The organism is uncultured Algibacter sp. (assembly GCF_947495925.1).
GTDB lineage: Bacteria > Bacteroidota > Bacteroidia > Flavobacteriales > Flavobacteriaceae > Algibacter_E.
In genome coordinates this window covers 65,287-87,260 of record NZ_CANMAU010000001.1, presented here as the reverse complement: position 1 = coordinate 87,260, position 21,974 = coordinate 65,287, and the positions used below count along the sequence as shown (strand labels likewise).

Annotated in this window: 14 protein-coding genes; 7 read left to right on the top strand and 7 right to left on the bottom strand. The window is 32.9% G+C overall.

Annotated elements, in window-relative coordinates:
• Positions 1–162 precede the first annotated feature (162 nt).
• A complete protein-coding gene (locus tag Q0857_RS00395) occupies positions 163–1,092 on the top strand; it encodes an aldo/keto reductase (protein ID WP_298530546.1) in 930 nt (309 codons plus the stop codon).
• A gap of 8 nt (positions 1,093–1,100) precedes the next feature.
• Here the strand turns inward: Q0857_RS00395 and Q0857_RS00390 are convergent, their stop codons facing one another.
• The 3 genes from Q0857_RS00390 to Q0857_RS00380 all read right to left on the bottom strand — a co-directional run bounded on the left by Q0857_RS00390 (position 1,101) and on the right by Q0857_RS00380 (position 4,925).
• On the bottom strand, positions 1,101–3,137 hold the full coding sequence (locus tag Q0857_RS00390; protein WP_298530544.1) for a M3 family metallopeptidase: 2,037 nt from the start codon (positions 3,135–3,137) through the stop codon (positions 1,101–1,103).
• A 151-nt stretch (positions 3,138–3,288) separates the two neighbouring features.
• Positions 3,289–3,768 carry a 5-(carboxyamino)imidazole ribonucleotide mutase gene (purE, locus tag Q0857_RS00385; protein ID WP_298530541.1) on the bottom strand — a complete coding sequence of 160 codons (480 nt, stop codon included), beginning with the start codon at positions 3,766–3,768 and terminating at the stop codon, positions 3,289–3,291.
• Positions 3,769–3,770: 2 nt separating this feature from the next.
• Positions 3,771–4,925, bottom strand: coding sequence for a 5-(carboxyamino)imidazole ribonucleotide synthase (locus Q0857_RS00380; protein WP_298530539.1), 1,155 nt, complete (start codon positions 4,923–4,925; stop codon positions 3,771–3,773).
• A 139-nt stretch (positions 4,926–5,064) separates the two neighbouring features.
• Here Q0857_RS00380 and Q0857_RS00375 point away from each other — a divergent pair, with 139 nt between their 5' ends.
• The 4 genes from Q0857_RS00375 to Q0857_RS00360 all read left to right on the top strand — a co-directional run bounded on the left by Q0857_RS00375 (position 5,065) and on the right by Q0857_RS00360 (position 8,698).
• A complete protein-coding gene (locus Q0857_RS00375) occupies positions 5,065–6,174 on the top strand; it encodes an adenylate kinase (protein ID WP_298530537.1) in 1,110 nt (369 codons plus the stop codon).
• A gap of 82 nt (positions 6,175–6,256) precedes the next feature.
• Positions 6,257–7,255: a GTPase ObgE gene (gene obgE / locus Q0857_RS00370; RefSeq protein ID WP_298530534.1), complete on the top strand. Its 999-nt coding sequence runs from the start codon at positions 6,257–6,259 to the stop codon at positions 7,253–7,255.
• Between the two features lie 128 nt (positions 7,256–7,383).
• Entirely contained in the window at positions 7,384–7,908 is a 525-nt protein-coding gene (locus Q0857_RS00365) for a DUF4136 domain-containing protein (protein ID WP_298530531.1), read from the top strand.
• A gap of 76 nt (positions 7,909–7,984) precedes the next feature.
• Positions 7,985–8,698, top strand: coding sequence for an SDR family oxidoreductase (locus tag Q0857_RS00360; RefSeq protein ID WP_298530528.1), 714 nt, complete (start codon positions 7,985–7,987; stop codon positions 8,696–8,698).
• On the opposite strand, the gene Q0857_RS00355 is transcribed toward Q0857_RS00360, so the two are convergent.
• From Q0857_RS00355 to Q0857_RS00345, 3 genes are all read right to left on the bottom strand, one after another.
• A complete protein-coding gene (locus Q0857_RS00355; protein WP_298530525.1) occupies positions 8,699–10,081 on the bottom strand; it encodes a M64 family metallopeptidase in 1,383 nt (460 codons plus the stop codon).
• Positions 10,082–10,083: 2 nt separating this feature from the next.
• A complete protein-coding gene (locus Q0857_RS00350; protein WP_298530521.1) occupies positions 10,084–10,599 on the bottom strand; it encodes a hypothetical protein in 516 nt (171 codons plus the stop codon).
• A gap of 64 nt (positions 10,600–10,663) precedes the next feature.
• Positions 10,664–16,735: an alpha-2-macroglobulin gene (locus Q0857_RS00345; RefSeq protein ID WP_298530518.1), complete on the bottom strand. Its 6,072-nt coding sequence runs from the start codon at positions 16,733–16,735 to the stop codon at positions 10,664–10,666.
• Between the two features lie 236 nt (positions 16,736–16,971).
• Between Q0857_RS00345 and Q0857_RS00340 the strand changes: the two genes are divergently transcribed.
• Complete coding sequence (locus tag Q0857_RS00340) at positions 16,972–17,922, top strand: tetratricopeptide repeat protein (protein ID WP_298530515.1); 951 nt, start codon at positions 16,972–16,974, stop codon at positions 17,920–17,922.
• A gap of 262 nt (positions 17,923–18,184) precedes the next feature.
• Entirely contained in the window at positions 18,185–19,540 is a 1,356-nt protein-coding gene (gene murC, locus Q0857_RS00335) for a Mur ligase family protein (RefSeq protein ID WP_298530513.1), read from the top strand.
• Here the strand turns inward: murC and Q0857_RS00330 are convergent.
• Entirely contained in the window at positions 19,537–21,972 is a 2,436-nt protein-coding gene (locus Q0857_RS00330) for a mechanosensitive ion channel domain-containing protein (RefSeq protein ID WP_298530511.1), read from the bottom strand. The genes murC and Q0857_RS00330 overlap by 4 nt on opposite strands.
• Positions 21,973–21,974: the final 2 nt, after the last annotated feature.

Sequence of the window (21,974 nt, the reverse complement as noted above, 5' to 3'; positions counted from 1 at the left end):
TGGAGTATAAAAATGATATAGGCTAGTTATTTAACTGATTAAATGCTTTGAATATGAATTTCGGACATTGCTTTAATTGTCTTCACTATTGTGAAATTGTTCGAGGTCAATATGAAAAAGTGTAGTTAAATAAATAAGTGTTAATAATACATGCAATAAATTATGATAGATAATTACAAACGAAGAGAAGTTTTGGAGCTTATAGGGCTTTCTGGGCTGGGTTTATTTTTGATGCCTTTGATTTCATCTATTAATTTAAAAAGAGAAATTTTAAAAAGAAAAATTCCATCTGGTAATGAATTCTTGGCAAGCATTGGCCTTGGAACATGGCAAACTTTTGATGTTGGGAATGCTAAATTGGATAGAGATATTTTAACAGAAGTTTTGAGTAAAATGTACGATTTGGGAGGTACAGTTATAGATTCTTCTCCAATGTATGGGACTTCAGAAAGTGTGGTTGGTGATTTGACAAATAGTTTTAAGTATCAAAATAATTATTTCTATGCGACTAAAGTATGGACAAGTGGTAAAGAAGCAGGAATCGAACAGATGAGAAATTCCTTTAAAGCTATGAAGCGGAATCAAATTGATTTAATGCAAATTCATAATCTGGTTGATTGGAAGACTCATGTAAAAACACTTAAGGATTGGAAAGAAAAAGGCAATATTAAATATTGGGGTATTACACATTATTTGGATTCTTCCCACTCCCAACTTGAAAAAATAATTAAGTCTGAGAAACCAGACTTTGTTCAATTCAATTATTCTATTAGATCAAGGCATGCCGAAAAATCATTATTTAATGTTGCGAAAAATAATAATACAGCGGTTTTGGTTAATCGACCATTTGAAAGCGGAAGATTATTTGGGATTACTAAGGGGAAGGAACTACCCGATTGGGCTAAAGAATGTGACATTAATAGTTGGGGACAATTCTTTTTAAAGTTTATTTTATCGAACGAATTGGTAACATGTGTAATCCCTGGAACATCCAAACCTCATCATATGATTGATAATATGATGGCTGGGTATGGTGAAATACCTGATAGTAAAATGCGAGAAAAAATGTATGATTACATTAAAACATTATAACGAGGTGTTTATTTTAATAACCCAGCTCGTTTTAATAAAGCCTCAGGTTTTGGCTCTTGTCCTCTAAAACGTTTATAAAGGGTCATTGGGTTATCTGTTCCACCTTGACTTAGTACGTTTTCCATAAATTTAGTTGCAACATTTTTATCGAATATGCCTTCTTCTTTAAAATATTCAAAAGCATCAGCATCTAACACTTCAGCCCATTTATAGCTATAATAGCCTGAGGAATAACCACCTTGAAATATATGAGAAAATGCTGTACTCATGCAAGTTTCTTTTGTTTCAGGATAAAGAGAAACATTTTTGAAAACATTAGATTCATGAGTTTTAACATCCTTAATACGAGAAGGGTTTTGACCGTGCCAACTCATATCTAATAATCCAAAACTAATTTGACGTAGCGTTTGCATACCTTCGTGAAAAGTAGCGGACTCTTTGATTTTTTCAATCAAATCCATGGGTATGACTTCACCAGTTTCATAATGTGTAGCAAATAATTCTAAAGCTTCTTTTTCATAACACCAATTTTCAAGAATTTGACTCGGTAGCTCCACAAAATCCCAATATACACTTGTTCCAGATAAACTAGGGTACGTTGTATTTGCAAGCATGCCATGAAGCGCATGACCAAATTCGTGAAATAGGGTTGCAACTTCATTAAATGTTAATAAAGAGGGTTTGCTTTTAGTTGGTTTCGTGAAATTACAAACGATTGAAATATGTGGTCTGCTATTTTTATTGTCTTGTATGTATTGCGGTTTGTACGATGTCATCCAAGCTCCATTTCGTTTTCCCGGTCTTGGAAAAAAATCAGCATAAAAAATAGAAACTAAATCGCCATTAGTGTTTGTGACTTTATAGGTTAAAACGTCATCATGATATTTATCGATATCTTGAATCTCTTCAAAATTTAAATCAAATAATTTGTTGGCGACTATAAAAGCTCCATTTATAACATTTTCTAGTTTGAAGTATGGTTTCAATAATTCGTCGTCTAAACTGAATAACTTTTGTTTCAATTTTTCCGAATAATAAGAACCATCCCATTTTTCTAACCTGTTTATGTCCTCTAATTCTTTAGCAAATACTTCTAGGTTATTAAATTCTTTTTCGGCTGCTGGTTTTGCATTTTCTAAGAGTTCATTTAAAAAGGATTGAACTTTTTCTGGAGTTTCAGCCATGCGTTCTTCTAGAACAAAATGTGCGTGTGTTTTATAACCCAAAAGGTTGGCACGTTCATGCCTTAGTTTTGCAATTTCGAGTACGTTGTTTTGGTTATCTAAATCATCACCTTTAAAAGATTTACTCCCTGCGGCAAGTGTGAGTTTTTTTCGCAATTCCCGATTGTCTGCATAAGTAACAAAAGGAATATAGCTAGGGTAGTCTAATGTAAATAACCAACCAGTTTTGTTTTTTGATTCTGCTAATTGTTTTGCTGCTTCTTTGGTGCCTTCTGGTAATCCCGATAAATCGCTTTCATCAGTAATTAACATTTCAAATTTGTTAGTTTCTGCCAAAACATTTTCGCCAAACTTTAATTTAAGCTGACTTAGTTTTTTGTCAATTTCCCTGAGTTGCGATTTTTCATCTTCAGGTAAATTAGCGCCGTTCCTTGAAAACCCTTTATATTTTTTTTCAAGTAATGTTCGTTGTTCAGTGGTTAAATCTAACGTGTTTTTAGAATCATAAACAATTTTAACCCGTTTAAATAAGTCCTCATTTAATGTAATGTCATTACTAAATTCTGATAGTAACGGCGAAATTTCTTGTGCTATCTTTTGTATGGTTTCATTCGTTTCAGCTGAGTTTAGATTAAAAAAGATACTTGAAATTCGGTCTAATTGCTCTCCAGAAAAATCTAACGCTTCAATAGTATTTTTAAACGTTGGTGAGTCCTCATTAATGATGATAGCATTAATTTCTTGTTTGGCTAATTTAATGGCTTCTTTAAACGTAGGTAGATAGTCGCTGTTTTCAATATTTGAGAAAGGAGGCGTATTATACTTAGTATTAAACGGAGTAACGAGTTCTTTTTTTATCATTTTGTCAGAGAATATGTTAAAATCTAATTTGCTATGTATGCATAATAGATTTTTTTATACTTTTGCGGCAGCAAATTGCTGAGTGACTAACTCAATAGAATTATTTGTTAATAGCTGAAAAGCCTTGAATTTATTTTCGGGGCTTTTTTCATTATAAATCTTTTGCAGATTCATTTACTTTTATTTTAAGGCCTTCTTTGTAGGCTATGACTTTATCTAAGACACATTTATCGCTTGAGCCTATAATTTGAGCTGCCAAAATACCAGCGTTTTTAGCGCCATTTAAAGCAACAGTAGCAACTGGAACACCACCTGGCATTTGTAAAATAGAGAGAATAGAATCCCAGCCATCAATGGAATTGCTGCTTTTTACAGGTACACCAATTATTGGTAAAGGCGATAAGGAGGCAATCATTCCAGGCAAATGTGCCGCTCCACCAGCACCTGCAATAACTACTGAGAATCCGCGTGTATGTGCGTTTTTTCCATAATCAAACAATTTTTCTGGCGTACGATGTGCCGAAACAATATCTACTTCTACTTCTACGTCAAAACCTTTTAAGATGTCTATGGCATCTTGCATAACAGGAAGATCACTTTTGCTTCCCATAATTACACCAACTTTACTCATAACTATTCGCTTATTACTTTTATATTATGTTTTACCTCTTGGGCAATTCTTCTTGCTTCACCTAAATCTTCATTTACTATGGTTACATGTCCCATTTTGCGGAAAGGTCTAGTTTGTTTTTTTCCATATATGTGAGGGGTAACTCCATCCATTTTCATGATGTTTTCTATATTTTTATAAACCACGTTTCCTGTAAAGCCTTCGGCCCCTACTAAGTTTACCATTACACCTCCAACTTTATTATCAGTTCTCCCTAAAGGTAAATCTAAAATAGCTCTAATATGCTGTTCAAACTGCGATGTATAGCTAGCTTCAATAGTTTGGTGGCCTGAATTATGTGGTCTTGGTGCTACCTCGTTGATAAGTATTTCGTCGTTTTGAGTTTGAAACATTTCTACAGCCAAAAGGCCAACATGTTCAAATGATTTTGAAACTTTTAAGGCTATATTCATAGCTTTTTTAGCAAGTTCATTAGAAATCCTAGCCGGACAAATCACATACTCTACTTGGTTAGCTTCCGGGTGAAATTCCATTTCTACTACTGGATAGGTTTTTGTTTCACCAGATGGGTTTCTTGCTACAATAACGGCTAATTCGTTTTTAAATGGGATTAAATTTTCGGCAATACATTCTCCTTTGGGCAAGTTTTCTAAATCGGATAGCTTTTTAACGATTTTCACGCCATTACCATCATAACCAAATTGTGCTGCTTTCCAAACAAAAGGTAACTCTAAACTACCATTCTTTATGGCATCTTCAATTTCCGAAAGATAAGCGAACCTTGTGAACGGAGCCGTTGGTAAATTATGATCTATATAAAACAACTTCTGTTTCGCTTTATTCTGAATAGTTCTTAGTGTTTTTGATGCTGGATATACTTTTACCCCCTCTTTTTCTAGATCTTCAAGGGCATCTACATTTACATTTTCTATTTCAATAGTTAAAACATCAACCTGTTTCCCAAAATTGTAAACGACATCATAATTCATTAAATCTCCCAAGTGGAATTCGTCACTCGCTATTTTACAAGGAGCTTCTTCACTGGAATCTAAAACGGCGGTATAAATGTCAAATTTACGTGTATTGTAAAGTAACATTTTACCTAATTGGCCACCACCAAGTATACCAAGTTTAAAATTTGAAGAAAAGTAATTCATCTATCTGTTTTTTTTCTAAAGCAAAATAAGGATAGGCAAAAATACACTTAAATCTTAAATTAGTTCCTAATTCATAAATCAAAAAATGGTAATTCGTTAATCTATTGATTATCTTTGCAGCTGCCAAAATTTATTACCGGTGATAAAGCTACACGACAAATATTTTAAACCTTTTATTTCTGCAAAGCAAATAGATGATGCTATGGAAGGTTTGGCATTAGAAATTGCTCAAGATATTGGAGATGAAATACCCGTTTTTGTTGGTATTTTGAATGGGTCTTTTATGGTGGTTAGCGATTTCGTTAAAAAATATCCTAAGCCTTGTGAGGTAACATTTATCAAGTTAGCTTCTTATGAAGGTGTAAAATCAACCGAAGATATTCAAAGACTTATTGGATTAACTCAAGATTTAACAGGGCGTACAGTAGTGATTTTAGAGGATATCATAGATTCGGGTAATACATTAGCGGAAGTACACAGGATTTTTAAGAATGAAAAAGTAAAATCGCTTAAAATAGCAACACTGTTTTACAAACCTGAAGCTTATAAAAAAGATTTTAAATTACATTATGTTGGTATTGAAATTCCAAACAAATTCATTGTAGGTTACGGCTTAGATTATGATGGGCTGGGACGTAATATACCAGAAGTATATCAAATAAAAGAAACACAACACATGACAAATTTAGTGCTATTTGGCCCTCCAGGAGCAGGGAAAGGAACGCAAGCGGAATTTTTAAAAACGAAATATAATTTAGTACATATTTCAACAGGTGATGTTTTTAGATACAACATTAAGAATGCAACGGCACTGGGAATGTTAGCTAAATCATATATGGATAAAGGCGAATTAGTTCCAGATCAAGTAACTATAGACATGTTAAATGCTGAGGTAGAAAAGAATGCTGATGCTAATGGATTTATTTTTGATGGCTTTCCCAGAACAAATGCTCAGGCTGATGCTTTGGACAAACTAATGGATAGTAAAGATTCTCAAATTAATGCTATGATTGCTCTAGAAGTAGAAGATGAGATTTTAGTTGAGCGTCTTTTAGGAAGAGGGAAAACGAGTGGAAGAGCTGATGATGCCGATGAATCAATTATAAGAAACCGAATCAAAGAATATTACGATAAAACGGCTGTTTTAAAGGATTTTTATTCTGCTCAAGGTAAGTATTTCGGTGTTAATGGCGTTGGTAGTATAGAGGATATCACAGAGCGATTAAGTACTGTAATTGATAGTCTTTAATTGAAACGTTTATTCGTTTAGTTGTTTAGATAGAGGTTAAACACGACTAAGCAATTCTACAAAAAACAAATAAACAATAATTATGACTGAGGGGAATTTCGTAGATTATGTAAAAATGTATGTATGCTCCGGAAACGGAGGTAAAGGTTCTGCGCATTTACATCGTGAAAAGTATATCACTAAAGGCGGACCCGATGGAGGGGATGGTGGTCGAGGAGGTCATGTTATAGTAAGAGGAAAAGCTAACCTTTGGACACTACTTCATTTGAAATTTAAAAAACATGTTAGGGCAGGCCATGGAGAACATGGTAGTAGTGGTAGAAGCTTTGGGGCAGATGGAGACGATGTTTATATTGATGTGCCATTAGGAACTGTAATTAGGGATACAGAAACTAATAATGTTTTATTCGAAATCACCGAAGATGGAGAAGAAATAGTTTTAGCTCAAGGGGGAAAAGGCGGTCTAGGAAATTGGCATTTCAAATCTTCAACAAATCAAACACCACGTTATGCGCAGCCTGGAATTCCTTTAGAAGAAAAGTACGTTACGATGGAATTGAAGGTACTTGCCGATGTTGGATTGGTAGGCTTTCCTAATGCAGGGAAATCAACTTTACTTTCAGTAGTTACTTCGGCAAAACCTAAAATTGCCGATTATGAATTTACAACCCTTAAGCCTAATTTGGGTATAGTTGAATATCGTGATTTTCAAACTTTTGTAATGGCTGATATTCCTGGAATTATTGAAGGTGCAGCCGAGGGAAAAGGGCTAGGTCATTATTTTTTGAGACATATTGAGCGTAATTCAATCTTACTTTTTTTAATTCCTGCGGATGCAGATGATATTAAAAAGCAATACGATGTTTTATTAGATGAATTACGTCGATATAATCCTGAAATGCTTGATAAAGAACGTATCATAGCCATTTCTAAATGTGATATGCTAGACGATGAGCTTAAGGCAGAACTTAAAAAAGAACTAGATAAAGAATTACCAATTCCTTATCATTTTATTTCTTCAGTTGCACAGCAAGGTATTACCGAGCTTAAAGACACGCTTTGGAACATGCTAAATAATTAGGCGTTGTTTTGTCAAGATTGATGGTTACTATATAATAACTATATTCAAATGTTATAGACTTTTACTAAATGGAGTTTCCTATTTATTATGGAATAATTTTTGATTATTTTTATCAAAAACCATAACCTATGCGTTTGCTTTCTATTATTGTATTGTTAGTTCTGGTATCATGCGCACCTATCCGTGTTAATTATGATTATGACAGAACAACCAATTTTGAAAACTATAAGACTTACCAGTACTTTGCTGATATGAATACTGGTTTAAGCGAACTGGATACGAATAGATTGTTAGACGCACTAGATGCTAAAATGGCTGAAAAAGGATATAGTATCTCTAAAACTCCAGATTTTTTCATTGATATAAAAAGCAGATCATATCAAGAAGCTCCCAAAAGTACGGTTGGTATAGGAATGGGTGGCACAAGCGGTAATATGGGCGGAGGCGTATCAGTAGGAATTCCGGTAGGTCAAGGAAATGTTAATAGAGAAATAACGATTGATTTTGTGGATCATGGTAAGAAACAACTCTTTTGGCAAGCAATTAGCGAATCTAGTTTTAACCCTGATGCTACACCAGAAATAAGAAATAATATGATTAATGCCATAGTAGGTAAAGTGCTATCTCAGTATCCTCCAGAGCAAGATAAATAACTATATTTTTAAAATGCTAGTGTAATGTATACTAATATAATTAGATCATTTTGTAGTTTTACTAAAAACAGAAACTATGAATGGTAAAGTTGCATTAATCACAGGAGGATCAAAAGGTATTGGTTATGGTATTGCAAAGTCTTTATTAGAACAAGGTGTTAACGTTGCTGTTACTAGTAGAAGCGAAGACAGCGCTAATGAAACTGCTTCGAAATTGAATGGGTTGGGTTTTGCTGGAAAAGCTATAGGAATTACTGTTGATGTTCGTAATTATGAAAGCCAACAAAGAGGAGTAGAACTTGTGTTAGAACGTTTTAAACACCTCGATATTGTAATTGCTAATGCTGGCTTAGGTTATTTTGCAAGTATTGAAGATTTATCTGTTAAGCAATGGCAAGATACCATTGATACGAATCTAACAGGTGTATTCTATACTATTAAGGCAGCCGTTGAAGCCTTAAAACAAACCAAAGGATATTTCATCACTATTTCTAGTTTAGCAGGAACAAATTTCTTTGCAAAGGGATCAGCTTACAATGCAAGTAAATTTGGACTTACTGGGTTTACACAATCAGTTATGTTAGATTTAAGACAGTATGGGGTTAAGGTGAGTACAATTATGCCTGGTTCTGTATCAACATATTTTAATGGGAATGTTCCAGATGAAAAAGATGCTTGGAAAATTCAAATTGAAGATATTGGTGAATTAGTTGTCGATTTGTTGAAAATGAACCCTAGAACTTTACCAAGTAAAATTGAGGTAAGACCAACAACCCCTCCTAGTAAGTAATTAGTTTTTAACTAAACGTTCACTAGAAATTAATCTGTTTCCTGAATAAATATTTGTTAAATAAACTCCTGTGCTCAAATCACTAATATCAATTTGATTCGTTTGAAAATTTAAAAGAGAAACTGATTTTAGTTTTTTACCGTCTAGAGCAACGATATCTACTTTTATATTTTCGTTATAGTCGCTTTCAACTTTTAAGTTAACAACGGTGTTTGATGGGTTGGGGTATAGAGATATAAAGAAATTGTTAACTTCACTTTCAATATCAAGTACACTTAGAACGTCATAATTGATGGTCCATGTTATTGTATAAATATGAATGTTGTAATGATTGTCTATCCTAAGCGCTGTAGTTTTATCTTCAATACTTGTTGTTAAAATGTTTGTACCTTCTAATAAATCATTTTCAACTAAAGAAACATTGTCTACATTGTTGGCTATCTCTTGAGTATTTAATGTCCAACTGTTTTCTAAAGTATTTGGAATGGTTTTAATTAAATCAAGTTCAAAATCAAGAGGGAAAGTTGGTGTTTCTATGGTAGTGTTATCTGGGATAAAGGAGTTAATGGGGGAAACCAAACTATGTATTTTTTCTATAATTCCTTCTTTACAAACAGAACAAAAAGGATCGCCTAAATAGCGCATTTTACATCTTTGATGAGGTCTATTCCAAGTCGCAGCAGAACCAATACTTCCGTATGGGTAAACCCCAACACCGTTATCGTTTATCCAGTTTTTCCATCGGACGGCACTAGGACTTGTTTCTTGAGTCATATTGATTGATTCCCTTGCGCGAGTATCTCCTGGATAGTATTCATCGTTTAAATCAAAGAGGGAGTGTCCTAATTCATGAATAGCTAATTCATCAGCATAATTTCCAGTAGAAGCCACCGCGTATGCGCCACCTCCCCCTCCATATTCGGAAGTGTTTACCAAAATAATGGCTTGATCATATTCAGGTATATTATTGGCTAAAACACTATAAATAGCAGAAGAGTTATATGTGTAAAGCAATCTGTGGACTCCTGAAGAGTCAAACGAAGAGTCGAAATAAGTATCTGTACTGGCTTGAGGAAAGACAGGTTCTGTTACATCTGTAGCTGTAGCTGGGTGATCTGTTCCACTTTCAACAGAAGGGACTTTTAAAGCATAAACATTGAAATAATCTGCATATTCTTTGAAGGGAGATTGACTAAACAAAGCATTCGAGAAAATCGTTGCATCTTCAATAAATTTAGAGAACTCTGTGGCCTGATAGCCTTCGCTTAATATGACAAGATTAATACGTTTGTTATCATCTCCAGATACTTTAATATTTTCTTTATCGAAAACTTGAGCGGAAACTATTTGGAACGTTAAAAAGACAAGTAAAGTAAACTTCATAATTAATTGACTTGGGTTAAAATAAGGGGTTTGTCGGACGGTTTCTGTTGATAATTAGTAATAGATACGTATTTGGTGTCTGGCAGTAACTGCAATCTAACCGAAAACTCAGTACTATCTAACTCTACATGGGCAATTTTAAATTCTTTAAAGTCATCGACATATTCAAAGTCTTTTGATAGTGGGTTTTTTATTAAAACACTTTGTAAAGGTTTTTGTTTTTTATTGAGTTGATTACATTTTAAATCACCAGGAATACCTTCTTGATTATATGCGTTGATTGTTTTTTTTAGTTTACCATCAGTCTTAATTGTATTAATAAGCTTTACCAACACATGGCCATTGTTTTCATGCTTTATGCTGTAATTTAAAAAAATAATTTTTGGAGTATTTTCAACCGTTTGTTTATTCTCCGCGGGGTTCTTTGTACTGCTACAAGAATAAGACGGACAAATAATTACAAAAGAAATTAATGTAGTTAAATTAATAAGGCTTTTTTGTATAGCGTATTTTTTCAATGAGATTACGATTTAGGTGCAATAAATAATAACTTTGTAAAGTTAATAATTTAAATTTTCATAATTACTGCACCTTAATCCTAATACCTTCACTATGGCTACTAAATTCGGGAGCGTACATACTTTGAATCGTAGTAATACCATTACTCATATTACCAGCGTTATTAATTCTTAAGTCGTACTCAAAAACATAAACGCCTTTTGGTAGATAATCAAAAAAGAAGTTTGTTGAAGCATCTTTAGTACTTTCATAATAACCTAAACCATCTTGCCACTTGTATTTGGATAAAACATTTACAGGCTCAAGTCCAGAGGCGCGCATATCTTTCATATGAATGAATTCCATATTTCTGTCACTTTTTAATTCTATCCGAACTCGCACTAAATCACCGACCCTTAAATTGGTGCCTGATGTGATTTCTGAAATTTCTTCGCCAGTATCAGTATTCCTTTTAAGGAATAACTTTTTCTTTAAGCTTAAAGGAGTTTTAGCAGAAGTAATGTTGTCCAAATCTTCAAAATACTGCCAGTATAAACTTCCCCAAGCTATACCATTTCCTTTTTTTGTGAGTTTTACTTCTCCCATTTCTGGTTTAATTTCAGAAATATTCCAAGACGTTTTATAATAACCTGTTCCAGCTTCTACCTTTATATTTTCTAGTTTTTTAGGTTCTATTTTTTGTCCGCCTAAAAATACTTCAACCATATCATTTATGCTCAACCAATCGCTGCCTTGTAATAATAAAGCATACACAGCCTCGGTAGTTGCTTTAGTTGTTTTCCATCGGTTAGTTTGTTTATTTTTGAGTAGCCAAATTTTAAGGTTGTCAATTGTTTCGGTGTCGTTTTCTATTTCTCCAAACGCTTCAATTAATAAAGCTTGTGTTTCAATTGGAGCCTGATACCAATACCACGAATTGGCATTAGCTTTCCAGTACATGCCTAATTCTTCTGAAGTGATGCTCGTTTCTTTTAACGATTTTATAATTTTTGAAGCCGTTTTAGAATCCTTGTTTCTATGAGATATCAGAGCCATCAATCCTTTAGAATATAAGGAGCGACTTAACCAATAGGTCTGAATTTGAGTTTGATAATATTTAATAATACCTTCTACTTCTTTTGATTTTTTCACCTCTGTAAAAAAGCTTCGCATGTATAAATAATGCAATTGTGTATAGCTTAAATGGTCTTTGTTTAAATCAACGTCTTTATTATATTTTCTAATGTCTTTGTATTCTTTTATAAATTTTGAATCAAGATATTTGATAGCGTTTTCAGTCATTTTTGAATTTTGATCTGAAACAACATTAAGCCGTTTTAAATGCCCAAAACCAGTAATAATATGTTGTGTAATATATCTGTTTTCGCGCCCACCTTTAAACCAAGACCATGCTCCAGAACTCATTTGGTTATTTTTAAGCTTGTTAATGGCCGATTGTAATTCGTTATTCATTTTATTCAAATCGAATAATAAAGCCATACGTCTTTTCTGTTCAGTTTCGCTTTCAGCATCACGAAGCCATGGTGTTTCTTGAATAAGAATAGATTTTAATTCTTCATTTTTTTCAAGATTACTTACTAAAGCGTCTTGAGATTTCCATTGATTAAATACCTCTTGAATTCTGGGGTTTGAATTTGCTATATGACTTGCTAAAGCATTGGCATAATACCTTGAAAATGTTTGCTCATTGCATTCGTGAGGATATTCTATTAAATAGGGCAGTGCCTGTACTGCATACCAAGCTGGATTGGAAGTCATTTCCAAGGTTAACTTGTGGTGTTTTAAAGTTGTTGAGCTATTGTTTTTTAGCTTATCTAAAGTGAAGGTTTTAGTTTCATCGCTTTTAATCCACATAGGTAATGTTTCTGTAACTAACATGCGATTACTTAAAACTGGTAAAGCATTTTGCTCACCATCACTATATTCTCCAGATTTGGCAATTATTTTATACTGAACGGCTTGAACATCTTCAGGAATTGATAAACTCCAAGATACTTGAGTATTGCCTTTTGCATCAATAGAAAACGTTTTGTTGTTTTCAGAATTACCAAGATTTGTGTCAATAGTATTTCCTGAAATAGCATCTGATAAAAGCAAAATAGCGTCACCAGATAATTGTTTATCTGTTAAATTTGCAATTTTTGTACTAATTGTAATTTGATCACCTTCTCTTAAAAATCGTGGTGCGTTGGGTATAACCATCAATTCTTTTTGAGTTACCGTAGTTAAATTTAGAGTAGCACTTTCTAAAGTTTTGGTGTGTGCTAATAACTGCAACTTCCATTGGGTTAAAGCTTCAGGTGTTGTAAAACTGAAACTTACATTACCCTCATTATCTGTTTTTAAGTTTGGAAAGAAAAAGGCGGTTTCTTTAAGGTTTTCACGAATTTTGATATTGTCGAATTCCAGTTTTTCTTGAGAATTAATTGCGTCTTCGGTAACAGTTACAGCGCTTCCAGTCAATTCTTTTTTCTTCATAGTCCCATAACCAATTACGACAACTTCGTCTAAGTCGTCTTCGACATTAAGTACTACACTTTCTTCAACTTCCCTATCCATTTCCATAATTGGAACACCTGCAACTCTGTCACTTTGCGTTCTTGGTATGCTGGAGTACCCTCTAATCATAATGTCTTGCCTTCCAAAATTAAATCCAAACCAATTCCATTGATCATAATATTGATGTGGATAGCTTAACCTTGAATGCTTATTATAAACTCTAAACTTTTGTGTTCCAAAACTTTGGTGTGCTGCATTACGACTTTGAGAAGAATATATAAAAGTTTGAACTGGGTTGAAGCTCCATTGATGGGATTTAAATTGATCTAAGGAGGCATCGTACATACTTGCTAATAGTTCGGCACTTACTTTTTCACCTTGAGGACCTTTAATTTTAAATTGCCAAGTTTCATCAGTTCCCGGTTGTAGTTTATCTCTAAAAGTTAAAGTTTCAATATTTAAATTAGTTTTTGGGTATGGGACCGAAATATTTAGCGTGCCTGATTGGTAACTATTAAAAGCTGCATAGCTATAGTGTATAGCGAATCCACCTAAATCATTTGGCTGCACAGGTATGTTTATAACCTGCTTATTTCCTTTTAAGACAATAGTTTCTGTTTTAACAATTCTTTTGTTTTTCTCAATGGAGAGGGTTACAGTTATATTTTCAGCCGAAGACCCTAAAGTCAGTTTAGCAACATTACCAATAGTATAAGAGGGTTTATCAGTTGAAATAGTAAACAATTTATTATCGGAGGGCACTTTATCTGCATCACTAAATACAGTTGTTTTTATTTCATCCTTTACAAGTTGGTCAAATTTATCTTTACTTTCTAAAGTAATAAGATAGGTGCCAGATTTCCACTTTTTTATTTTACCAAGTTTGATGTTTTTAGATGTTTCTGTGTTAAAAGGCTTTTCTAAAATAAGTTTCCCTCTTCCTTCCGGGTTTTTGTCGCTATGGGTATCATGAGGGAATAAAGTTTTAAAATCTTTTTCAGAAATATCTTGATAATCTGGAGCAGGCCATGGACGTGTTCTTAAAACACGTTCAGGTGATTTTAGTTTATAGATTTTTATGGTTCCCTTAGCAGGCACAAACTCACCGTTTAGGTTTTTAGTATCAACCGTAATGAAATGTTTTTTTTTAGTTTTATCAATACGCTCATTTATACTCATCTTAGCAGAAAGCGCATGATAGCCAACATTAACTATTGTTGTAGTGCTTCTAGTTTCTCCGTTTAGGTCGGTGACATCAGCAGTTACTTCGTAATGGAATATAGGTAAGCTGTTTTTATCTATATTTTGATCTGGAATCGCTTTGAACGTGATTTCAAATTCACCTTTGTCGTTTGTTATACTTTGTCCATGAGTGATTTCTTGAGGGTTAGAGTTGGACCAAGGGCGATACCAAAAATACCACTCTGGATATTCAACTTTACGATGTACACGATATATCACTTTGGCATAAGAAATATTACTTCCCGCATAGGCTATTGCGTTTCCTTTCAGCGTTATGGAATCATTAATTTTATAGGTGTTTGTAATCGGGTTGAATTTAGATTTAAATTTAGGGCGTTTGTATTCTTCAACAGAGAAATAGTGTTCCGAGAATAAATCTTTATCCCCTGATTCTGCGTCAAATTCAATACGGTATTGTCCATTTAAACCAGAATTTGGTAAAATGAATTCACCAGAAACTGATCCAAATTCATTTGTTATTAATTCAAGTTCTTTTATTTCTTCATTATTGATGTTATATAAAACAGCATATACTTTTTCGTTAGCAACAATTTTGGATTTAGCTTTTTCAGTTTGAATAGCAATGCCTTTGAAGTAAACTGTTTGTCCGGGTCTGTAAATACTACGGTCTGTAAATAAAAATGACTTATAGTTAACAGTTTCTTCAGTATCGCTGTAAAAACGGTTCAAGTAGAAATCACCAAAATAGGCCTTGTCTGCATTTGTCTTAACTTCAAGATTTATATTTCTATACCATTCATTAGTCTTTTCTAGCCTTATTTCCCCTAGAGTATTCGTAGTGTAATTTTTAGATATGTTGTTTTGGTTATTCCTATTGGTGCATGTTAGTTTAACAGATGTGTTGGCTATAGGAGCACCATTATTTCTGTTTATAACCTGAAAAACTTTGTAATCTTCAGTGTCTGTTTCTACAAGAGCCATATTGGTAACTTGAATTTTTGAAAACGCAAAAGTGCTGGAATCGTTCATATTGGTAGTAGCTACTATTAAATACCTTCCGTTATTGAGTTTTGGTAGAAGTACTTCTGTAGTATGTGTTTGATAATCCTTTTCGTTTCTTAAAGGAGTACTCCAAGATTTTTGAGCATATAAGCCTGAAATAAACGTACGTTGTTCTTCTCTTTGGTAGATTTTATTAAACTTTTTAAACTGTTTTTCAGAAAGCTTATGAATGTTAAATTGGAGCGTTTCTATATTTTTATACTCAACCAATAACCTTGCATCCTGCTGAATTGGTAGAAACTCTTCAGTGGTAATTTGAAGTGTTTGTTGTTCAATTTGCACTTTCAAAATGTTACATTTCTCTGCACCTTTACTTTTTGGAAATTTTGCAATAACTTGATTGCAGATGTCGATAGCTTCTTTTACTTTCCAACGGTATTCCTCTTTTGTTGTGGGTTGATATTGTTTGCTTTGATTATAGTAAACCGATGCAATTTCAAAATTGTATAACGCAGAAACTTCGTGTGTTTTTAATCGTTCCTTTTCACTTTTTAAAGCTTTTAGAAGAATGTTTTGTTTGTCATTAAAAGAGGCATGCCGATTTACAAATTGCAAACGCTTAATATTCACATCAGCCAAAGCCAAAAAAGATTCATCTTTTAAATGAAATTGAATTAAATTTTGATAAATTTTAAGGGCATTAAGTTGTAAAGACATCGAATCTTTTGATTCTATTCTTAATATTGAAAAGCTTTCTGGATCAGCCAAAAAATCAGGATCATTAATCTCAAATTTATAGGCTGGTTTAGTAATATGTGTTTCATTAGTTTTATAAAACTCTAAAGCGGTATGATTTAAAAAATCAAATAAAGTTGGTCTGTAAATTTTAGAGTTTTTTTGCTCATTAAGTAATACATTAAATTTTTCTAAAGGTTCTAATTGTAAAAGTAATCCGTTTGCTAAAGACTTTTGGTAATGCAAATGAATTTCATCAAAAAGTGTTTGTAAATCCCAAGTTCTAAAATCCTTATTATCTACTTTTTCAGAAGTTTTAGTACGATTGTAAAACTTCCATCGGTTTTGTTGGAAATATTGCCAATATAAATTCGCTAAAACACTTTCTAAAACATTTTTTGTTGGAAACGTACTAAGCTCAATTTGTTTCTTAAAATCATTTATAATTTTAAGTTGTGCATCTTCTTCTAAAACCAAGGCATACTTGCTTTTAAATAGCATGGTTTTAATAAGTTGTGGCGAGTTTTTATCTTTTATAGCTTGTTTTTTAATAGACTCAACAATTTTTAAAGCGGAAGTTGGTAAGCCTTTAATTTCAAATTGCTCAACTTTACTCCATAAGTCATCATAACAAGGATTTTGGGCTTGGGAAAAGTGAGCAAGAAGTATAATCATTAATAATATTGTGCGTTTCATAGTTTAAGTTTGTCTCTAAATTACTTTCAAAAGGGATGCCAAAAAATCACAACTGAGTAAACCATATGTTTGATTGAGTGAAGTTAGTTATTTTATCAATTAAATAGGGGTATAATAAGGTACCATTGTTGTGTGTGAAATAATTATAGTATATAAAATAGCATTTCAAATAAACTATCAATGATTGATTTTAAAAAAAAATGAAAGTTTATTTTTGCACCACCAACTTTAATGTTATGAAAAAAATAATCTTTCTTTTTCTATGCCCATTTTTAGTGTTTTGTCAAACCAGTTTTGATGGTGTTGAATCCCTTTTTGAAAATAAACAATATGGAAAAGCCGAAGTTTTTCTGTCCGAATTCATAAATAAAAATCCAGATAACTTAAAAGCTATAGAGTTATTAGGTGACGCCTATGGGCATCAAAAAAAATGGGACAAAGCTATAGATGTTTATGAATTATTAGTGAAAGCTGATGACAACAATGCGAATTACCATTATAAATATGGAGGTGTTTTAGGTATGAAAGCCTTGGAAAACAAATTAAAAGCGATTGGATTTATTGGGGACATCAAGTATTCTTTTGAAAAAGCAGCAGAATTAGATAAAAACCATATTGATACACGTTGGGCTTTGGTAGAGCTGTATATGGAATTACCTAGTTTTGTTGGAGGGAGTATGAAAAAATCTATGAAGTATGCTCAAGAGTTGGAGAATTTGTCAAAGGTTGATGGCTATTTAGCTAAAGGTTATATTTATGAGTATGATGATGAACCAGAGTTAGCTGAGAAGTATTATAAAATGGCGATTACAGAAGGCGGGTCTTTAACTTGTTATGACAAGCTTACCAAACTTTACGAAAGTGAAAATAAGCCTAAAGAAGCCATAAAAAATATTGAATCTGCCAACAAAAAGCATCAACGTAACGCTTTGCATTATCAAATAGGTAAGGTGGCTGCGGAGTATAATGTAGAACTTCATAAAGGTGAAAAGTGTTTACATATTTATATTAAAAACTATTCTGCCGAAGATGGTGTTCCAAAGGCTTGGGCTTATTACAGGTTGGCTCAAATACAGACACATAGAAAATATAAAGCACAGGCTTTGAAGTATATTAACTTAGCTATTACTGAGCTTCCTAGCATTAAACTATTTAAAAAACAAAAGGTGGAAATTTTAGCTTTATGATATTTAAGCGTTACCACAAGGGTCGGGCTTTGCAATACAATCTTTTTTGTTATAAAGTTTTAGTTAGCTTATTCTGCGAGTGTGCATTTTAGGAGTAAAGGTCTCATGCGGATTTATATATACAAAAAAGGATTTTCGTTTCAATCCCTAACGCAAAAACTTGAGATATTGTCATCATCTTTATCCGTTCAATTCATATATTTACTTATTCTTAAAAGAGGCTTTAAAAAGAAGCCGAAAGCGTATATAAAGATTATAATTCATGAATGTACATTTTATTGCTATTGGTGGTGCAGCAATGCATAATTTAGCTTTGGCTTTACATAATAAAGGGTATCAAGTAACCGGAAGTGACGATACCATTTTTGAACCATCAAAATCCAGATTAGCTGCTAAAGGGCTGTTGCCTAAAAATTTTGGATGGTTTCCAGAAAAAATCACTGAGAGTTTAGATGCTATTGTATTAGGAATGCATGCAAAAGAAGATAATCCAGAGTTACTTAAAGCGCAGGAACTTGGTCTTAAAATTTACAGTTATCCAGAGTTCTTGTATGAGCAGTCAAAGCATAAAACAAGAGTTGTTATTGGAGGAAGTCATGGAAAAACAACAATTACCTCAATGATTCTCCATGTAATGCATTATCATGATAGGGACGTAGATTATATGGTGGGCGCTCAGTTAGAAGGTTTTGATGTTATGGTAAAGCTAACTGAAGATAATGATTTTATCGTTTTAGAAGGTGATGAGTACTTAAGTTCTCCAATTGATAGACGCCCAAAATTCCATTTATATAAACCCAATATTGCATTGTTGAGTGGTATTGCTTGGGATCATATTAACGTGTTTCCCACTTATGAGAACTATGTAGAGCAATTTAGCATTTTTGTAGACTCTATTGTAAAGGGGGGAAGTATTAATTATAATGAAGAAGATCTTGAGGTGAAGCGTGTGGTTGAGACTAGCGAAAATACGATTCGAAAAATTGCGTATGGAACACCAGAATATACTGTTGAAGATGGGCAGACTTTAATTGAATCTCCTGAAGGACCTCTACCTATTGAAGTGTTTGGGAAACATAACCTGAATAATTTAGCGGGTGCCAAGTGGATTTGCCAACATATGGGCATTGACGAAGATGATTTTTTTGAAGCTATCTCAACATTTAAAGGTGCAAGTAAACGTTTAGAGAAAATTGCAGAAGGCAAAACGGGTGTTGCTTATAAAGATTTTGCTCACTCACCAAGTAAGGTAGAAGCCACTACTCAGGCGGTTAAAGAGCAATATGAGAACAGAACTTTGGTAGCCTGTTTAGAATTGCACACATATAGCAGTTTAAATGCGCAATTTTTAAAAGAATACAAAGGGGCGTTAGATGCTGCCGATGTGGCTGTTGTTTTTTATTCTCCGCATGCCGTTGAAATTAAGAAATTAGAAGAAGTTACACACGAGCAAATAGCAGATGCATTTGAGCGGGACGATTTAATTATTTATACAAACCCTGATGATTTTAAGGATTTTCTTTTCAAACAAAGCTTTGATAACAAAGCTTTGCTTTTAATGAGTTCTGGTAATTATGGAGGATTGGACTTCGATGAGGTTAAAAATTTAATTAACTAGTCTTCTTTACTCTTACGAGTGTCTTTAATATAAATATCCTGTTGAGGGAACGGTATATCTATGCCGTGTTCTTTGAACTTGTTATACACGGCAATAGAAACATCACTTTTAGCTTGAAGACCAACTTCAAAATGCACCCAAAAACGTAATCTGAAATTTAAAGAACTACTACCAAAATCACTAAATAAGGCTACTGGGCCAGGGTCAGCCATAGTTTCTTTGTATTCTTTGGCACAATTGAGTAAAATTTCTAATACTTTATTGGGGTCTGAGTCATAAGTAGTTCCTACCAAAATTTCAACACGCTTAATGTTGTTTGAAAGCGTCCAGTTAATCAAGTCATTAGACACTAGATTATTATTAGGAACCACAACATCGGCACCATCAAAAGTACTAATGCTTGAAGAGCGTACACCTATTTTGTTTACGTTTCCTAATAAATTATTTACTTCTATAGTGTCACCTGGTAATATGGGTCTTTCAAAAATTAAAATAATACCAGAAACAAAGTTTGAAATTATGTTTTGTAATCCAAATCCAATACCAAGTCCTAGTGCTCCAGCCATTAAATTAAATTTACTCAAATCTATACCTAATGAGGATAAAGCAAAAACAATCCCAAAGGCTAATATTAAATATCGTAATACTAATGAAATGGCACTCGGGACACCTTTTGGGAGTTTTAAAAATTGTAATGCACCTTCATCGCCGTCTATTATAAAGCTTATGAAACTGGTTGCTAAAAAAGAACCTGTTAGAATGAATAGAAAAGATAAAATATCACCTATGGTAAATGAGATGCTACCTATAATGTATGGTTCAGTCAGAAAATTGTCAAAAAAATCAATAATGGTACTAAACTGATCTAGTATATTAAGAAAGAAAAGTACCCAAAGAATGAAGACACCATATTGAATGACTTTTAAAATTTTCTTTTCAATAATATCTTTCTGCGTTGTATTGATACGATTCTTTGGTCCAAAATGCCTATGTACTAGCGCTAAAGCACTGCCCTCCAAAATTCTTAGTGTAGCATAAAACACAATAGAAATGGCACTACCATGCGTGCAAAATTTTAATGAAATATCAGCAAGGTTTGTGTATCCTAAGATGTTTGAAACTATCGAGGTAATACCAAGAACATAAATAAGAGGAGTAAGTCTTACAAAAAACACCCCCATTTTTTTAAACGGTAGCTTCCTTGTATGGATGTATGGTCTAGTAAAATGAAAAAGGGTTAGTATTACAAGAAGCGCACCAACTATTAAATAGGCACGATACTGATAAGACTCAAACCAAACATAAGTTTTAATAGAATTAAAAACATAAAAAAAGATGATTACATATATAATATTTCTAAATTTCCCTGCCAGGCTTTTATATACAATTGGAACGGTAAGAATTAGTATGAGCAAAGAGATTATATTGTCGAGTAACTGAGGTGCATTCGTGAAATAAAACTTAGCAATTATTAAACAGACATAGGTTATAGATACCCAAGTGTTATGATAAATGAGCTCCAACGATTTTTTTAAGAATGCGTTACTTTCATCATATTTATATAAATCAATTCCTTTTTTTAGATATCGAAATAATGCAATAATTAGAAGTACTATAACAATGTATAAATAGATTAAGTGTTCAAATGTTTTAAAAAAATCAATAGTGTTTTTAAACTTAATAAGACCTGATTCTTCGCTTCCTGTAGGAAGTTCAATTTTAGTTTTATCCATAGAGGTTTTCCAAATTGGGGCATGTCTACGATAAAAGATACCATAGATTTCGGAACTTTTTAAGTTTTCTAATTCGTCTATAATGTTATTCGTTATAGATATCTGATAATTTATTTTCGATTCAAGACTGAGGTATTTATTGTTTTCAGTATTGAAAGCGGTTTTAACTTTTTTAAAACTTTGCCAAGTAGCACCTATGTCTTTTATAATTTCCTTTGGTACACCTTCTGTTTTGGCTTTTTCATAGGTAAGTTTCCATGTCTCCTCATAATATTGGGCATCTTTAAGAATTCTTGCATTGCGCTGAATATTATCATTTACTGAGGTTTGCCAGACATTTAAGTAATCATTAAATCGATACCATTTATTAAGTAGGTTATTTATTTTTTGTTTGTTAGGGTTTGCCTTTAAAAATAATTTGGCCTCTTTTTGTTTTGTAGCGATTAGTGTTTTTTGAAAAGGAAAAAGAGAATCAATTTTTTTAATTGATTTTTTAGGCTTTATTCGGGTTTCAAAATTCTTTAAGTTCTCATTCGCAATTTGTATTTCTCTAACAACCTCTAATACAGGTATAGCTTTTGGCTTTGTTACTGTTGTCGAATCAGTAAAGAGTTTTGTTTCACCGCTTTGAGCAATACAGACAAATTGGGATAAAATCAAAAAAGAGGCTAAAAATATTCTTGAAAATGCTTTTATCATAT

What these genes read in the sequence shown, in the direction of transcription:
- Q0857_RS00395 (WP_298530546.1), top strand. Translation starts at nt 163, where the DNA reads ATGATAGATAATTACAAACGAAGAGAAGTTTTGGAGCTTATAGGGCTT.
- Q0857_RS00390 (WP_298530544.1), bottom strand. Translation starts at nt 3,137, where the DNA reads ATGATAAAAAAAGAACTCGTTACTCCGTTTAATACTAAGTATAATACG.
- purE (WP_298530541.1), bottom strand. Translation starts at nt 3,768, where the DNA reads ATGAGTAAAGTTGGTGTAATTATGGGAAGCAAAAGTGATCTTCCTGTT.
- Q0857_RS00380 (WP_298530539.1), bottom strand. Translation starts at nt 4,925, where the DNA reads ATGAATTACTTTTCTTCAAATTTTAAACTTGGTATACTTGGTGGTGGC.
- obgE (WP_298530534.1), top strand. Translation starts at nt 6,257, where the DNA reads ATGACTGAGGGGAATTTCGTAGATTATGTAAAAATGTATGTATGCTCC.
- Q0857_RS00365 (WP_298530531.1), top strand. Translation starts at nt 7,384, where the DNA reads ATGCGTTTGCTTTCTATTATTGTATTGTTAGTTCTGGTATCATGCGCA.
- Q0857_RS00360 (WP_298530528.1), top strand. Translation starts at nt 7,985, where the DNA reads ATGAATGGTAAAGTTGCATTAATCACAGGAGGATCAAAAGGTATTGGT.
- Q0857_RS00355 (WP_298530525.1), bottom strand. Translation starts at nt 10,081, where the DNA reads ATGAAGTTTACTTTACTTGTCTTTTTAACGTTCCAAATAGTTTCCGCT.
- Q0857_RS00345 (WP_298530518.1), bottom strand. Translation starts at nt 16,735, where the DNA reads ATGAAACGCACAATATTATTAATGATTATACTTCTTGCTCACTTTTCC.
- Q0857_RS00340 (WP_298530515.1), top strand. Translation starts at nt 16,972, where the DNA reads ATGAAAAAAATAATCTTTCTTTTTCTATGCCCATTTTTAGTGTTTTGT.
- murC (WP_298530513.1), top strand. Translation starts at nt 18,185, where the DNA reads ATGAATGTACATTTTATTGCTATTGGTGGTGCAGCAATGCATAATTTA.
- Q0857_RS00330 (WP_298530511.1), bottom strand. Translation starts at nt 21,972, where the DNA reads ATGATAAAAGCATTTTCAAGAATATTTTTAGCCTCTTTTTTGATTTTA.